1 protein-coding gene is annotated in these 18,217 nt (G+C 71.3%); it reads left to right on the forward strand.

Features of this window, described 5'->3' with window-relative positions; translation table 11 throughout:
- Window positions 1–31: 31 nt before the first annotated feature.
- On the forward strand, window positions 32–18,217 hold an 18,186-nt coding region (locus CAP_RS21280; RefSeq protein ID WP_063748729.1), incomplete at its 3' end, for a non-ribosomal peptide synthetase.

Raw genomic sequence — 18,217 nt, forward strand, 5'->3', positions numbered from 1 at the left:
AGCACCCCTGCATGAGCCATCGGTTTCAACCATGACGAGCATCGCGAACACAGCCCCCCCGAGACCGGAAGAAGCCCCGCAGGGCCGCGACGAGACCGCAGCCGTCGGCGCAGGCACGCGCCCGGCCGCCCCGGAGGCGCAGCGCACCAGCCTGGAACGGGCGATCCTGGACTCGGGCGTGATGGCCCTCAGCGCCGCACAGGTCGGGTCGAGCGGTGATGCCTCGTCGCGCTGGGCGCAAGGGGCGACGACCATGCAGGTGGATGCCGTCCCCTGGAACACGCGAATTCCTGGTCGCGTCCTCGCATCGTCCGGGCAATTCGGGCTCTGGCTGCTGGATCGAATCGGCTCCAATCGCGCCCTGTACAACATTCATTTCAGTATTCACATGGAGGGACCTGTCGACGCGTCATTGCTCCAGCAGAGCATCACCGCGATCGTTGCGCGTCACGAAGTCCTCCGGACGACCTTCCACGACGTCGAGGGCGACTTCTTCGGCCTCGTCATGCCCCCCGGCGATGTTGCGCTTCCCCTGGTCGATCTCCGCGCCATCAACCCCGACGCGCAAGGGGCGCAGGTCTCTCGTCTATCGGCCGAGCATGGTGCGGCGGCCTTCGATCTTACCCACGGGCCGCTCGCGCGAATGACGCTGGTCACCTTGAAGGACGATGAGCACGTCCTCCTTCTCACGCAGCACCACACGGTCACCGACGGCTGGTCGCTCGGGATCCTGGTCGTGGATCTGTTCGTTCATTACCGCGCGCTTCGCGAGGGTCGGGCGCCGCGTCTCTCCGAACAGGCCATCACCTACGGAGACCACGTGGCACGGCAACAGGCTCCAGCGCAGGTGAGGCGCCTGGCGGCGCTGACCTCGTGGTGGCAGCGCCGCCTCTCGGCTCTCCCCGAACTCGAACTGCCATTTCGACGCTCGATCGCCTCGCCCACGTATGCCGGTGATTCCGTGGCGTTCGCGTTCTCACCCGCCCTGGTCTCTGCGCTCGAATCGCTCGCAGCGCAGCACGGGTGCACCCTGTTCAGGGCACTGCTGACGGCTTGGGCCGCACTGCTCCACAGGTACACGGGGCAGACCGACTTTCCCATCGGTACGGTGACGGCCATGCGGCGAGACCCCGAACTGCACCAGCTCGTGGGCTTCCTTGCGAACACCCTCGTCCTGCGCTGCGATGTGGATCCTGCCCAGACGTTCGTCGCGCTGCTGCGGCGCATGCGGGCCGTCCTGCAGGAAGCGCTGGAGCACGCGGACGCACCGTTCGATGACGTCGTCCGCGCCGTGGGCGCTTCGCGGCAGGGGCGCCTCAACCCGCTGATCCAGGCGGCCCTTGTGCTCGCCAACTACTCGTTCCCAGATCTGCAAGCAGGCGCCGAGCGGTGGACGCCGACCTTCGACAAGATCGACGCCGGTGTGCTCGGTGTGACGAAATTCGAGATCTCCGTCACCCTCCGCGTGAGGCCGGAGGGGGGGATCGACGGAACGCTCGATTACGCCACGGATCTGTTCGACCGACCCGCCATGGAACGGATGGTGGGGCACTTCGAAGCGCTGATCGCTGAGGTGGTGACCGATCCCTGCAAACCACTGTCCGACCTCTCATTGCTGACGGACGTCGAGCGCAGGCACGTCCTCGTCGACTGGAACGACACGGCGCGTGATTTCCGACGTGAGGCGTGCGCCCACGAGCTGGTCATGGATCAGGCCTCGCGGACGCCGGACGCCCTCGCGGTGCTCGTCGACGACGAGGCGCTTACCTACCGTGACCTCGACGCGCGCTCCAGCCAGCTCGCGCACCATCTGCGTGCGCTCGGCGTGGGCCCCGAGGTCCTGGTCGGGCTCTGCGTGGAGCGGTCCATCGACATGGTGGTGGGCCTCCTCGGCATCCTCAAGGCCGGCGGCGCTTACGTGCCGCTGGACCCCACCTACCCGGAGGAGCGGCTCTCGTTCATGCTCGCGGACGCGCGGGCGGGCGTGCTGCTGACGCAGGCGCACCTCGCGGCGCGGCTACGAGGCTCCCCGGCGCGGCTCGTGTGCCTCGACGCCGACGCGGCGGCCATCGCCGCATGGCCCCGCACGGCGCCTCCCACGCACGCCACTCCGGAGAATCTCGCCTATGTGATCTACACGTCGGGCTCGACGGGCAAGCCGAAGGGCGCCATGAGCACCCACCGCGGGCTCGTCAACCTCGTGGCGCACGAGACCGAGCTCCTCGACATCCGACCCGGAACGCCCGTCCTTCAGTTCGCGTCCATCGCCTTCGACGCCTCCGTCTCGCAGATCTTCGGGGCCCTCTCCCGGGGCGCGCAGCTCGTCCTTGCCTCGCCCGAGCAGCGCCGCTCCAGCGCCGCCCTGATGGCGCTGCTCCAGGCGCGAGAGGTGGAAGTCGCCCACCTGCCGCCGAGCGCGCTGTCACTCCTCGACCCCGAGGCGCTGCCCGCCCTGCGCGTGCTGATGGTCGGCGGCGAAGCCTGCCCTGTGGCTGCTGCCCTGCAATGCGCGCCCGGGCGCCGCTTCATCAATTCCTACGGCCCCACGGAAGCGACGGTCACCGCCTCGTACTGGGAGGGCAAGCTCTCGCCGGACACGGCGGTGCCGATCGGTCGGCCCAGTGCCAACAACCGGCTTCACGTCCTGTCGCCCGCGCTTCACCTGCTCCCGGTTGGCGTACGCGGCGAGCTGTTCATCGCCGGCATCGGCGTCTCACGAGGCTACCTGGATCGCCCCGCCCTCACCGCCGAGCGATTCCTGCCCGACCCCCACGGCCCTCCCGGCAGCCGCATGTACCGCACCGGGGATCTGTGCCGCTGGCTCGAAGACGGCGACGTCGACTTCCTGGGCCGCCTCGATCATCAGGTGAAGATCCGCGGGTTCCGCATCGAGCTGGGTGAGATCGAGGCGGTGCTCGGGCAACACCCGGCAGTGCGCTCCTGCGTGGTCGTGGCACGCGAGGACGTCCCTGGAAACAAGCGCCTCGTCGCGTACCTGGTGCCTGCGACGGAGCCCGTCGCGACCACTGCCCTCCGCGAGCACCTCAAGGCGAAGCTCCCCGACTACATGGTCCCGGCGGCGTTCGTCGTTCTGGAGGCTCTACCTCTCAACGCCAATGGCAAGATCGACCACAAGGCATTGCCACTTCCGGAAGAACGCCCCGAGGAAGAGCGCTCTTTCGTGGCTCCACGAACGCCCGTGGAAGAGATCGTCGCCGTCGTCTGGGCCGCGTTGCTCGGCGTCGCGCGCGTGGGCGCACAGGACGACTTCTTCGCGCTGGGCGGGCATTCGCTGCTCGCGACCCGGCTCCATGCGCGCCTTCGCGCCACGTTCGGCGTCGAGCTTCCTCTGCGGGTGCTGTTCGAAGCAACGACGGTCGCAGCGCTCGCCGCCGAGATCGACGCGGCGCAGCGGGGAGGGCAGTTGCTCGACGACGCTCCGCTCGTGCGGGTTTCGCGCGACGCCACGCTACCCCTGTCTTTCGCTCAGGAACGACTGTGGTTCCTCGATCGGCTGGAGCCGGACAGCCCGTTCTACAACATCCCCACGGCCATGCGCCTCTCCGGGCCGCTCGACGTGGACGCCTTCGCGCGCAGCTTGCGCGGGCTGGTGCGGCGGCACGAAGCGCTGCGGACCACGTTCCCGACCCGCGATGGGCAGCCTCACCAGGCCGTCGCCCCGGAGTCCACGTGGTCCTTGCTCGTCCAGGAGGTGCAGGCGTCCGACGTCCCCCGGCTGGTCGACGAGGAGGCTCGGAGACCTTTCGATCTCGCCCGAGGGCCGCTCTTCCGGGCCACGCTTCTGCGGGTGTCGGAGAGGGAGCACGTGCTGCTCGCGACGATGCACCACATCATCAGCGACGGCTGGTCGATGGGCGTGTTCATGCGCGAGCTGGGGGCCCTCTACGAGGCATTCGCGACGGGGCAGCCGTCGCCGTTCGCCGAGCTGCCCATCCAGTACGTGGATCACACCGTCTGGCAGCGGCGGGTCCTGACCGAGGCACGGCTCGACGAGCAGCTCTCCTACTGGCACGGCAAGCTCACGGGGGCTCCGGCGCTCTCGCTCCCGACCGACTACCCCAGACCGCCCGTGGCGTCGCATCGCGGCAGCTCGCTGGCCTTCCAGCTCCCGCGTGACCTCGCCGATGGCCTGCGCGCGCTGAGCCGCAAGGAGGGCGCGACGCTGTTCATGACGCTGCTGTCGGCCTTCGCGGTGGTCCTCGGCCGGCACGCGAACCAGGCGGACTTCTGCGTCGGTACTCCCGTCGCGGGCCGTTCCCGGGAAGAAGCCGAAGGTCTCATCGGCTGCTTCCTCAACACCCTCGTCGTGCGCGCCGATCTGTCTGGCGAGCCCACCTTCCGCGCGCTCCTGGCGCGCACGCGGGATGCGGCCCTCGGGGCCTACGCGCACCAGGATGTGCCCTTCGAGCGGCTGGTGGAGCGGCTCGGTGTTGCGCGGAGCCTCGGGCACAGCCCGCTGTTCCAGGTGATGTTCGTGCTGCAGAACGCGGCGACGGACACGCCGCGCTTGCCAGGCCTCGTGGTCTCCACCGAGGAGGGGACGACGGGCACGGCGAAGTTCGACCTGACCCTGTCGATGCAGGAGCGCCCCGAGGGCCTCTTCGGCGTCCTCGAATACGCGACGGATCTGTTCGAGGCCGCGACCATCACCCGCCTCGCAGCGCACCTGGAGGTGCTCCTGCGGGCGGTGGTGGAGGACCCGGGGGCGACGATCTCCACGCTGCCCCTGCTGACCGACGCGGAGCGGCACCGCTTGCTGCTGGAGTGGAACGATCCGGCGGCCAGCTACCCCTCGGACAGGAGCCTTCCCGAGCTGTTCAGAGAGCAGGCCACGCGGACCCCGGAGGCCATCGCGCTGCGCTGCGGGGACGAGCAGCTCACGTACCGGGAGCTGGACGCGCGGTCCAACCAGCTCGGGCACCACCTGCGCGCCCTCGGCGTGGGCGCCGACGTCCTGGTGGGGCTCTGCGTGGAGCGGTCTGTCGAGATGATGGTGGGGCTGCTGGGCATCCTCAAAGCCGGCGGCGCGTACCTGCCGCTGGATCCCTCCTACCCGAGGGAGCGCCTGGCCTTCATGGTCGAGGACACCCAGGTGCCCGTCGTGCTCACGCAAGCGCGCGTGGCGCAGGTGCTGCCCGGGAGTGACGCAAGGCTGGTACGGCTGGACGCCGACTGGGAAGAGATCGCGAAGCAGCCCGCGACGCCACCCGCGCACGAGGCGAAGCCTGGCGATCTTGCCTACGTCATCTACACCTCTGGCTCCACGGGGACGCCCAAGGGGGCGATGGTCGAGCACCGGCAAGTCGTCCGTCTCTTCACGGCGACGGCCGCGTGGTTCCGGTTCGACGCGCGCGACGTGTGGACGATGTTCCACTCCTACGCCTTCGACTTCTCGGTCTGGGAGCTGTGGGGCGCGCTGCTTCACGGCGGCCGGGTGGTGATCGTTCCGCACGACGTGAGCCGAGATCCCGAGGCCTTCCACGCGCTCCTGCGCGCCGAGAAGGTGACCATCCTCAACCAGACCCCGTCGGCATTCCGCGAGCTGATGCGCGCGGACGCTGCGGCATCGCCCGAGGCGCGCGCTGCGCTCTCGCTGCGGCAGGTGATCTTCGGCGGCGAGGCCCTGGACATCGGAGAGCTTCGTCCCTGGTGGGAGCGTCACGGCGACGAGACGCCCCTGCTCGTGAACATGTACGGGATCACCGAGACGACCGTGCACGTCACGTACCGCCCGCTGCGCAAGGCAGACCTGGCGCGGCCGTGGTCGAGCGTGATCGGGCGTCCCATCCCCGACCTCCAGGTGCACGTGCTCGACCCGTCCCGGAAGCTCGTGCCGATCGGCGTCTCCGGCGAGATGTACGTCGGCGGCGCCGGGGTCTCGCGGGGCTACCTGGGCCGGAGCGCGCTCACCGCGGAGCGCTTCGTCGAGAGCCCGCTGGACAGCCGGCAAGGCGCAAGGCTCTACAGGACCGGCGACCTCGCCCGCTGGAACGAGCACGGGGAGCTGGAATACCTGGGCCGGATCGATCACCAGGTGAAGATCCGCGGCTTCCGCATCGAGCTCGGCGAGATCGAGTCGGTGCTCGGCCTGCACCCCTCGGTGCGCACCTGCGTGGTCGTGGCGCGCGAGGACGTCCCGGGAGACAAGCGCCTCGTGGCGTACGTGGTGCCCGTGGAGAGCGGCGCCTCGGCGAGCGCCTACCGCGAGCATCTGCGCGCGAAGCTGCCCGACTACATGATCCCCGCGGCATTCGTCGTCCTCGACGCCCTGCCGTTGACCCCGAGCGGCAAGGTGGACCGCAAGGCCCTGCCGGCTCCCGACGGGCGGCTTGAGGACGCCCTCGCGTTCGTCGCGCCTCGCACGCCTGTCGAGGAGATCCTCGCCGGGATCTGGGCGTTGCTGCTCGGGCTCGATCGGGTGGGGGTGCAGGACAACTTCTTCGAGCTGGGTGGGCACTCGCTGCTGGCGACCCAGGTGAGCGCGCGCCTGCGCACGGTGCTCGGGGTGGAGCTTCCCCTGCGGGTGCTGTTCGAGGCACCCACCGTGGCAGGTCTCGCCGCGCAGGTCGAGGCGGCGCAGCGGGCAGGCGCGGTGCAGGAAGACCTGCCGCTCGTGCCTGTGCCGCGGAGCGCGCCGCTGCCGCTGTCGTTTGCCCAGGAACGACTCTGGTTCCTCGACCGGCTGGAGCCGAACAGCCCGTTCTACAACATCTCCTTGATCGTGCGCCTCTCGGGCCCACTCGTCGTGGGCGCGCTCGCGCGAGGCCTGCGCGCGCTGGGGCAACGTCACGAGTCGCTGCGGACGACGTTCCCGAGCCTCGAAGGGCAGCCGTACCAGGCCATCACCGAGGAGCCGCGGTGGTCCCTGGTCACCGTCGACACGCCCCCTTCGGACGTGCAGCGGCGGAGCGAGGAGGAGGCGCGGACGCCCTTCAACCTGGCGGAGGGACCGCTGTTTCGGGCGACGCTCCTGCGGTCCTCCGACCAGGAGCACGCGCTGCTCCTGACCATGCACCACATCGTCAGCGACGGCTGGTCCATGGGCGTGCTGGTGCGAGAGCTGGGGGGCCTCTACGAGGCCTTCTCGGCAGGGCAGCCCTCGCCGCTTTCCGAGCTGCCCATCCAGTACGCCGACCACGCCGTCTGGCAGCGCCGCAAGCTGCAAGGAGAGACCCAGGACGCTCACCTGGCCTACTGGCAAGCGACGCTCACGGGCGCGCCCTCGCTTTCGCTTCCCACGGACCGTCCGCGGCCGCCCGTGGTCTCCCACCGGGGCAGCACCCTGACCTTCCAGCTCCCCCGCGATCTCGGCGACGATCTGCGGGCGCTGAGCCGAAAGGAGGGCGCGACGCTGTTCATGACGCTGCTGTCGGCCTTCGCGGTGCTCCTCGGCCGTCACGCGAACCAGTCGGACTTCTGCATCGGCACCCCCGTCGCCGGGCGCTCGCGGGAAGAGGTCGAAGGCCTCCTCGGCTTCTTCATCAACACCCTGGTGCTGCGCGCAGATCTCTCGGGCGAGCCCACCTTCCGTGCGCTCCTGTCGCGCACGCGCGAGGCAGCGCTCGGGGCCTATGCGCACCAGGACGTCCCCTTCGAGCAGATCGCCGACAAGCTCGGTGTCGCCCGGAGCCTCGGGCACAGCCCCTTGTTCCAGGTGATGTTCGTGCTGCAGAACGCGCCGACGGACGCGCTTCGTTTGCCGGGCCTCGTCGTCTCGACCGAGGAAGTGACCACGGGGACGGCGAAGTTCGATCTGACCCTGGCAATGCAGGAGCGCTCCGAGGGTCTCTTCGGCGTGTTCGAGTACGCGACGGACCTGTTCGACGCGGAGACGATCGCGCGGCTCGCCGGCCACCTCGGCGTGCTGCTGCGCGCCGTCGTGCAGGATCCCGACGCACCCATCTCCACGCTGCCCTTGCTGACCGACGCCGAGCGGCACCGCCTGCTGGTGGAATGGAACGACACCGTCGCGGAGTACCCCTCCGGGAAACGCATCGAGGCGTTGTTCATGGAGCAGGCCTCGCGCACGCCGGAGGCCACTGCCGTGAGCTGCGGGGACGAGCAGCTCACCTACGGCGCACTCGACGCGCGCTCCAGCCAGCTCGCGCATCACCTGCGCGCCCTCGGCGTGAGGGCCGGGGTGCTCGTGGGGATCTGCGTGGAGCGGTCCATCGACATGGTGGTGGGGCTGCTCGGCATCCTCAAGGCGGGCGGCGCCTACGTGCCGCTGGACCCGTCCTACCCGAGGGAGCGGCTGGCCTTCATGGTCGAGGACACCCAGGTGCGGGTCGTGCTCACCCGGTCGCAGGTCGCGCACGTGCTGGCCGGGACCGACGCAACCATCGTGCGTCTGGACGCCGACCGGGAGGAGATCGCGAAGCAGCCTGCAACGCTCCCCGCGCACGGAGCGACCGCCAGCGACCTCGCCTACGTCATCTACACCTCGGGCTCGACCGGCAAACCCAAAGGCGTCTCCCTCTCGCACCAGGGCCTCGTGAACCTGTGCACGTGGCACGCACGGGCGTACGGGATCGCGGAAGGAGAGCGCACGACCCAGGTGGCGGCGCCCGGGTTCGACGCCTCCGTGTGGGAGATCTGGCCGACGCTGGTCGCGGGCGGATCGCTGCTGATCGTGGACGAGGCGACGAGGCTGTCACCGGAGGCCCTCGCGCGCTTCCTCGTCGCGCAGAACGTCGCCGTGGCCTTCCTGCCGACACCGCTCGCGGAGGCTGCCCTGTCCGTGTCATGGCCGAAGAGCGTGAACCTCCGAGCGCTGCTCACGGGGGGAGATGCCCTGCGCCGACGTCCTCCGGCGGATCTGCCCTTCGCGCTGGTGAACCACTACGGTCCGACGGAGTGCACCGTGGTGGCGACCGCGGGCCTGGTCACGCCGGCAGGGCACGATGTCCCGCCCATCGGCAAGCCGATCGCGAACACCAGGGTGTACGTGCTGGATGCGCGCCGCGCGCCCGTTCCCATCGGCGTCCCCGGAGAGCTGTACCTTGGCGGCTCCGGTCTCGCGCACGGCTACCTGAACCGGCCGGAGCTGACGGAGGCGCGCTTCGTGCCCGATCCCTTCAGCGCGGCGCCCTCCCGCCTCTACCGCACCGGAGACCTCGTGCGGTGGCTGCCCGACGGCAACCTCGAGTTCCTCGGCCGCGTCGACCACCAGGTGAAGCTGCGCGGCTTCCGCATCGAGCTTGGCGAGATCGAGGCGGTGCTCGGCCTGCACCCCGCGGTGAGCGCCTGCGCGGTCGTCGCGCGCGAGGACGTCCCCGGGAACAAGCGGCTCGTGGCGTACGTGGTCCCGAGAGGGGAGGGGACCTCGCCGGAGGTGCTGCGTGTCCATCTGGCGGCGACGTTGCCGGAGTACATGGTCCCCTCCGCGTTCGTCGTGCTGGAGGCCTTGCCGCTCTCGCCGAACGGCAAGCTCGATCGCAGGGCCTTGCCTCTGCCGGAGCCCCACGCCGACGACGCCTCCAGCTTCGTCCCGCCCCGCGCCGGGGCCGAGGAGATGGTGGCCGAGATCTGGAGCGGTCTGCTCGGGATTGGCCGGGTGGGCGCGCAGGACGACTTCTTCGCGCTGGGCGGGCACTCGCTGCTCGCCACCCAGGTCATCTCGCGCCTCCGCGCCACGTTCGGCGTGGAGCTGCCGCTGCGCGCGCTCTTCGAAGCGCCCACGGTGGCCGGCCTGGCGGCGCGCCTCGACGCCGCCGGAAGCTCGCGGCTGACGCTGACGCGCGCCGAGCGTCCCGATCTCCTGCCGCTCTCGTTCGCGCAGCGTCGCCTCTGGTTCCTCCAGACCATGGACGGCCCCAGCGCCACCTACCACATCCCGCTGGCGCTCCACCTGCGCGGCGAACTCGACGTGTCGGCGCTCGCGGCCGCGCTCGCAGACGTGGTGGGCCGCCACGAGAGCCTGCGCACCGTGTTCCCCGTGGTCGACGAGGTGCCTTACCAGCGCGTCCTCGACCTGGCCGCTGCCCACCCGCGGCTGGCTGTCACCGCGACGAGCGCCGCCGCCCTGCCAGCCTTGCTGACCGAGGCGACGCGGCGCGGCTTCGATCTCTCGGTCGAGCCCCCGCTCCGCGCCGAGGTCTTTGCCCTCGGCCCCGACGAGCACGTCCTGTTCCTCCTGCTCCATCACATCGCCGGCGATGGCTGGTCGATGGGCCCGCTGCTCGACGATCTGGCCACCGCGTACCAGGCCCGCCGCGAGCTCCGCGCCCCTGGCTGGGCGCCGCTGCCGGTGCAGTACGCCGACTACACCCTGTGGCAGCTCCGGCTGCTCGGAGACCAGCGCGATCCGAGCAGCCTGTTCGCCACCCAGATCGCCTACTGGGCCCGAGCCCTCGCCGGGGTGCCGGAGCAGCTTCCGCTGCCCACCGATCGTCCACGCCCCCTGGTGCCCTCCACCCGCGGCGGCACCGTGCCCATCCGCCTGGGGCCTGCCTTGCACCGGGGCCTGTTCGAGCTGGCCCGTCAGCGCGGCGCCAGCCTCTTCATGGTGCTCCAGGCCGGCCTGTCCGCGCTCCTGTCGCGGCTCGGCGCGGGCGAGGACATCGTCCTCGGGAGCCCCATCGCTGGCCGCACCGACCATGCCCTCGACGACCTCGTCGGCTTCTTCGTGAACACCCTGGTGCTGCGCACCGACACCTCGGGGGACCCCAGCTTCACGCAATTGCTGGGTCGGGCGCGCGAGACGGCGCTCGGGGCCTACGCGCATCAGGACGTGCCCTTCGAGCTCCTGGTCGAGGTCCTGAACCCCGTCCGCTCCCTGGCGCACCACCCGCTGTTCCAGGTCATGCTGGTGCTGCAGAACAACCCTGAAGCCCACCTCGACCTGCCGGGGATCGCCGCATCCACCGTGCCCGTGGCGCTGGAGACCGCCAAGTTCGATCTGCTCTTCGCGCTGGGCGAGCGGCGCGGCACAGACGGCAGTCGCGAGGGCATCGAGGGCGTGCTCGAGTACGCGAGCGATCTGTTCGACCCCGCCACGGTCGAGGCGATGGTGGCCCGGTGGCTGCGCTTGCTGGAGGCGGCGGTGGCCGATCCCGAGCTGCCGCTCAGCCGGATCGACCTGCTCACCACCGAGGAGCGCCAGGCGCTGCTCCGCGACCACAACGACACCTCCCGCGCACTGCCCGAGGTCAGCCTGCCAGCCCTGTTCGAGGCGCAAGCCCTGGCCCTGCCGGAAGGGACAGCGGTGGTGTTCGACGACGCCGCGCTGACCTATGCCGAGATCGACGCCCGGGCGAACCGGCTGGCGCACGCGCTGATCGCGCGGGGCGCTGGCCCGGAGCGACGCGTCGCCCTGCTCCTGCCGCGCACCCCGGACCTGATCGTGGCGCTCCTGGCGACGCTGAAGGCGGGCGCGGCCTACGTCCCGGTGGATCCGGACTACCCGGCCACGCGCATCGCGGCGATGCTGGAGGATGCCCGGCCCACGGTGCTGCTGACGAGCCGGGCGACAGAGACGGCCATTCCCCACGACGTGGCCGCGCCCAGGCTGGTGGTGGACGACCCCGCCACCGCTGCGGCGCTGGAGCGCTTCCCCACCACCTCCCCGACCGACGCCGAGCGCACGGCCCTGCTGATGCCGCAGCACCCGGCGTACGTGATCTACACCTCCGGCTCGACGGGGATTCCCAAGGGCGTGGTGATGTCCTGTGGCGCCCTGGTGAACCTCCTGTTCTGGCACCAGAGCGCCCTGCCGAGCGGTGCAGGCACGCGCGTCGCGCAGTTCACCGCCCTGAGCTTCGACGTGTCGGCGCAGGAGATCCTGTCCACGCTTTGCTTCGGCAAGACCCTGGTGGTGCCCCCCGACAGCGTGCGCCGGAGCGCGGAGCACCTGGCCCGCTGGCTCACCGAGCACGAGGTGGAGGAGCTGTTCGCGCCGAACCTGGTGGTGGAGGCGCTCGCCGAAGCTGCGATGGAGCAGGGGCTGACCCTGCCGGCCTTGCGCGACATCGCCCAGGCGGGTGAAGCGCTGACGTTGAGCCGTCAGGTGCGCGAGCTGTACCGGGTGCAGCCCGGTCGTCGCTTGCACAACCACTACGGCCCGACCGAGACCCACGTCGCTACCGGCTGCACCCTGCCCGCCGATCTCGCGGCGTGCGCGCTGCCGGTGACCATCGGCAAGCCGATCCACAACACGCAGGTGTACGTGCTCGACGGGCGCCTGAACCTGGCGCCCGCGGGCGTTGCCGGCGAGCTGTACATCGCTGGCGCCTGCCTCGCCCGGGGGTACCTGGACCGCCCAGGCCTGACGGCGCAGCGCTTCGTCGCCGACCCGTTCGGCCCACCCGGCGCGCGCATGTACCGCACCGGCGACCATGCCCGCTGGCGCAAGAACGGCGCGCTGGAGTTCCTCGGGCGCCTCGACACCCAGGTGAAGATCCGGGGCTTCCGCATCGAGCTCGGCGAGATCGAGGCCGCGCTGACCGCGCACCCCGAGCTCTCGCAGGCCGCAGTCGTCGCTCGCGAGCACCACGCTGGCGGGAAGTGGCTCGTGGCCTACGCCGTCCCCTTCACGCACTGCACCCCGCGGCCGGAGGCGCTGCGCGACCACCTGCGCCAGCGCCTGCCCGAGTACATGGTCCCCGCGGCGGTGGTGGTCCTGGAGCGCCTGCCCCTCACTCCCAACGGCAAGCTCGATCGCCACGCGCTGCCCGCACCGGATCTCGGCCTGGAGGGCGCGAAGCGGGGGCCGCGAACGCCCCAGGAGCAGATCCTGTGCGATCTGTTCGCCGAGGTGCTGGCCCTCCCCGAGGTGGGCATCGACGAGGACTTCTTCGCGCTGGGCGGGCACTCTTTGCTCGCCACGCGGCTGATGGGCCGGATCCGGGCCACCTTCGGCGCCGAGCTGCCCCTGCGCAGCCTGTTCGAGGCGCCGACCGTGGCCCGGCTGGCGCCCCAGCTCGACGGCGCGGAGGAGGCGCGGCTTTCGCTGACCGTGCAGCCGCGCCCGGAGAGGCTGCCCCTGTCGTTCGCGCAGCGGCGCCTGTGGTTCCTGCACCAGATGGAGGGCCGCACGGCGACCTACAACCTGGCCCTGGCGCTGCGCCTGACCGGAGCGCTGGACCGGAAGGCGCTCGAGGCGGCCCTTGGCGACGTCGTGGCCCGCCACGAGAGCTTGCGGACCGTCTTCCCGGAGGTGGAAGGCACGCCTCACCAGGTGATCCTCGACGCCGCCTCGGCGCGGCCCACGCTGTCCGTCACCCACGTCGACGAGCCGGGGCTGAGCGAAGCCCTGGCGTCCGCCGTGCGTCACGGCTTCGACCTGTCCACCGAGCCGCCCTTGCGCGCCGCGCTGTTCGCGCTGGCTCCAGACGTCCACGTGCTCTTCGTGCTGATGCACCACATCGTCGGCGACGGCTGGTCCATGGGACCGCTGACGCGCGACCTCGCCGCCGCGTACACCGCGCGCAGCCGGGGTGAGCCCCCGGCGTGGTCGCCGCTCCCCGTGCAGTACGCCGACTACACCTTGTGGCAGCGAACGCTCCTCGGCGAGCAAGGCGACGCAGGCAGCCTGTTCACCCGCCAGCTTGCCTACTGGACCCAGGCGCTGGCCGGGCTGCCGGAGCAGATCGAGCTACCCACCGACCGCCCCCGCCCGAAGGTGGCCTCGCACCGGGGCGGCGCGGTCGCCGCGCAGTGGGACGCGCGCTTGCATCAGGGCCTCGCGACCCTGGCCCGCCAGGGCGGCGCCAGCCTGTTCATGGTGCTCCAGGCCGGTCTCGCCGCCCTGCTCTCACGCCTGGGCGCGGGTCACGACATCGCGCTCGGGAGCCCCATCGCCGGCCGCACCGACCACGCCCTCGAGGGCCTCGTCGGATTCTTCGTGAACACCCTGGTGCTGCGCACCGACACCTCGGGCAACCCCACCTTCCGGCAGCTCCTCGCCCGGGCCCGCGAGGCGGCGCTCAGCGCCTACGCCCACCAGGACGTGCCCTTCGAGGTCCTGGTCGAGGCCCTGAACCCGGCGCGCTCGCTCGCGCACCATCCGCTCTTCCAGGTCATGCTGGGCGTGCAGAACGCTCCCCAGAGCGAGGTTGTGATCCCCGGCCTGCGCGTCGAAGCCGTGGAGACGGGCAGCACGGCCAGCGCCCGCGTCGACCTGACCATCAGCCTCTCAGAGCGGCGCGGAGAGCACGGCGCGCTCCTCGGCATCGAGGGCGCCGTCGAGTACAGCAGCGATCTGTTCGACCCGGCCACCGTCGAGACGATGATGGCCCGCTGGGCCAGGCTCCTGGAGGCGGCCGTGGCCAACCCCGACCAGCCGATCGGCGACATCGGGCTGATGACGGCGGAGGAGCGCCACGAGCTGCTGGTCGCGCGCAACGACACGGCGCAGCCGGTCGATGTCGTCTCGTTCCCGGCCCTCTTCGAGGCGCAGGTGGAGGCGACGCCCGGCGCGATGGCGCTGGTGTTCGAGGACCAGGAGCTGACGTACGCGGAGCTGAACGCCCGCGCCAACCGGCTGGCGCACGGGCTGCTCACCGAAGGGGTGCGGCCCGAGGACATCGTCGCCCTGGCGCTGCCACGCTCGCCGGAGCTGGTGATCGCCATCCTGGCGGTGCTGAAGGCAGGTGCGGCGTACCTGCCGGTGGATCCGGAGTACCCGGCCGCGCGGATCGCCTTCATGCTGACAGACGCCCGTCCGGCGCTGCTGCTGACCAGCCGCGAGACGCCTGCGGCTGCCCTGGCGGGCCTCTCCATCCCCAGGCTGGTGGTGGACGGCGCTGCCACGCGCGCAATGCTGGCGGAGCAGCCCGGCCGGAACCCCGACGCTGTGGCGCTGCCGCAGCACCCTGCGTACGTGATCTACACCTCTGGCTCGACGGGCACCCCCAAGGGCGTGGTGGTCAGCCACGCGGGCATCGCCAGCCTGGCGACGACGCACGTCACACGCTTCGGGGTGGGCCCGGGCAGCCGCGTGCTGCAGTTCGCCTCGCCGAGCTTCGACGCCTCGTTCTGGGACCTGTGCATGGGCCTCCTCTCCGGCGCGGCGCTGGTGCTGGCGCCGAAGGAGCAGCTCCTGCCAGGCGCGGCGCTGGCCGCGCTGACGGCCCGGCAGCAGGTCACCCACGCGACCCTGCCGCCCGCCGCGCTGGCGGTGATGTCCCCGCGAGACGGCCTGCCCCCCGGCATGACCTTGATCGTCGCTGGCGAGGCCTGCGCGCCGGACCTGGTGGCCACCTGGGCCGCAGGGCGGCGGATGGTCAACGCCTACGGTCCGACCGAGACCACGGTGTGCGCGACCTTGAGCGAGCCCTTGCCGCCGGTGCCGCACGCGCCGCCGATCGGGCGGCCGATCGTCAACGCCCAGGTGTACGTGCTCGACGCGGGCCTGCAGCCGGTGCCGCCGGGCGTCGTCGGAGAGCTGTACGTCTCCGGAGCCGGCCTGGCGCGGGGCTACCTGGGCCGCCCCGGCCTGACCTCGGAGCGCTTCCTCGCCAGCCCGTTTGGCAGCGGCGAGCGGATGTACCGCACCGGCGACCGCGCCCGGTGGACCGCCGGGGGTGACCTTGAGTTCTGCGGCCGCGTCGACGCGCAGGTGAAGGTCCGCGGCTACCGCATCGAGCTCGGCGAGATCGAGGCCGCGCTCACGGCGCACCCCGAGATCGCGCACACCGCCGTTATCCTCCGCGAGGATCGCCCTGGTGAGAAGCGGCTGATCGCCTACGCCGTCGCCGCCGCGGGCGCGGCCCCCGAGCCCAGAGCGCTGCGCGACTGGCTCACCGGCCGCCTGCCTGACCACATGGTGCCGGCAGCGCTCGTCATGCTCGACGCCTTGCCCCTGACCCGGAACGGCAAGCTCGATCGCCAGGCGCTGCCTGCTCCCGACCTCGGCCTCCTCAGCGCTGGCAGGGCACCGCGAACGCCCCGCGAGCAGCTCCTCTGCGACCTGTTCGCCGAGACGCTCGACCTGCCCAGCGTCAGCATCGACGACGACTTCTTCGAGCTGGGCGGGCACTCGCTGCTCGCCACGCAGCTCGTCAGCCGGGTCCGGGTTACGTTCGGCGTCGAGCTGAGCGTGCGCAGGCTCTTCGAGGCTCCCTCTGTCGCCAGGCTCGCGGAGCACCTGGACCGGAGCGACGCCGAGCACGTGCGGCTCCCGCTGCGCGTGCAGGCACGCCCTGACGATCTCCCGCTGTCGTTCGCGCAGCGGCGCCTGTGGTTCCTGCACCAGATGGAGGGCCACACCGCCACGTACAACATCCCGATGGCGCTCCGCCTCTCCGGGACGCTGGATCGCGCGGCGTTGGAAGCGGCGCTCGGCGACGTGGTGGCCCGCCACGAGAGCTTGCGGACGGTGTTCTCCCAGATCGACAACACCCCCTGCCAGTTGATCCTGGCCCCCGGGGAAGCCCGCCTCTCGCTGCCCGTCACCCTCACCACCGAGGCTGACTTGCCGGAGGCCCTCGGGGCGGCCGCGCAGTACGGGTTCGACCTCTCCAGCGAGCTTCCGCTGCGCGTCGCGCTGTTCGCGCTGGCCCCCACGGAGCACGTGCTGCTGCTCCTGCTTCACCACATCGCCGGCGACGGCGCGTCCCTGGCCCCGCTGTCGCGCGACATCGCGACCGCATACCGGGCCCGGCGCGGGGGCGAGGCTCCGGCGTGGGCGCCGCTGCCTGTCCAGTACGCCGATTACACGCTGTGGCAACGCGCCTTGCTGGGTGACGAGACCGATCCCGCCAGCCTGTTCAGCCGTCAGCTCCTCTACTGGACCCGGACCCTGGCCGACCTGCCCGAGCAGATCGAACTGCCCGCCGACCGGGCCCGCCCACCTGTCGCCTCCTTCCGGGGCGACTTCCTGCCGGTCACGCTCGATGCAGGCCTGCACCGGGGTCTGTCGCAGCTCGCCCGTCAGGGCAGCGCCAGCCTGTTCATGGTGCTGCAGGCTGGCCTGGCGGCGCTGCTCTCGCGGCTCGGGGCGGGGAGCGACATCCCCCTCGGCACCCCCATCGCCGGGCGCATGGACCGGGCGCTGGAAGATCTCGTCGGCTTCTTCGTGAACACCCTGGTGCTGCGCACCGACACCTCGGGCGACCCCACCTTCCGGCAGCTCCTCGGCCGGGTGCGCGAGGCGGCGCTCAGCGCGTACGCCCACCAGGACATGCCGTTCGAGCACCTGGTCGAGGTCCTCAACCCTGCCCGATCGCTGGCACATCATCCGCTCTTCCAGGTGCTCCTGGCGGTGCAGAACGTTCCTGCGGGCGCGTTCGATCTCCCCGGCCTCCAGGTCTCGGTCGTGCCGACCCGCACGGGCACGTCCAAGTTCGACCTGGGCTTCAGTCTCTCCGAGCTGCGTGGCGCGGACGGTAGCCCTCAGGGCCTCGGCGGCTACCTCGAATACGCCACCGATCGCTTCGATCTCGGCACGATCGAAGCGCTGTTCGCGCGCTGGGTACGCTTGCTGGAGGCAGCCGTGGCCAACCCCGACCAGCCGATCAGCAGCATCGCGCTGCTCACGGCGGAGGAGCGCCACGAACTGCTGGTGGCGCGCAACGCCACGGCGCAGCCGGTGGTCGCGACCCCGTTCCCCGTCCTGTTCGAGGCGCAGGTCGAGGCAGCCTCTGGAGCAGTGGCGCTGGTGTTCGAGGACCAGGGGCTGACGTACGCGGAGCTGAACGCCCGCGCCAACCGGCTGGCGCACGTGCTGCGTGCGCGAGGGGTGGGCCCCGAGCAGATCGTGGCGCTGGCGCTGCCGCGTTCGCCGGAGCTGGTGGTCGCGATCGTGGCCGTGCTGAAGGCAGGAGCGGCGTACCTGCCGGTAGATCCGGAGTACCCGGCCGCGCGGATCGCCTTCATGCTGACAGACGCCCGTCCGACGCTGCTGCTGACCAGCCACGAGACGCCCGCGGCTGCCCTGGCCGGTAACGCCACGCCCCGGCTGGTGGTGGACGACGTTGCCACGCGCGCGGCGCTGGTGGAGCAGCCCGACCGGAACCCCGACGCTGTGGTGCTGCCGCAGCACCCTGCGTACGTGATCTACACCTCTGGCTCGACGGGCACCCCCAAGGGCGTGGTGGTCAGCCACGCAGGCATCGCCAGCCTGGCGAAGGCGCACATCGAACGGTTCGGCGTGAACGCGACGAGCCGCGTGCTGCAGTTTGCCTCGCCGAGCTTCGACGCCGCCTTCGCGGACCTGGCCATGTCCCTCCTCTCCGGCGCGGCGCTGGTGCTGGCG

Origin of the sequence: Chondromyces apiculatus DSM 436 (assembly GCF_000601485.1) — a bacterium.
GTDB lineage: Bacteria > Myxococcota_A > Polyangia > Polyangiales > Polyangiaceae > Chondromyces > Chondromyces apiculatus.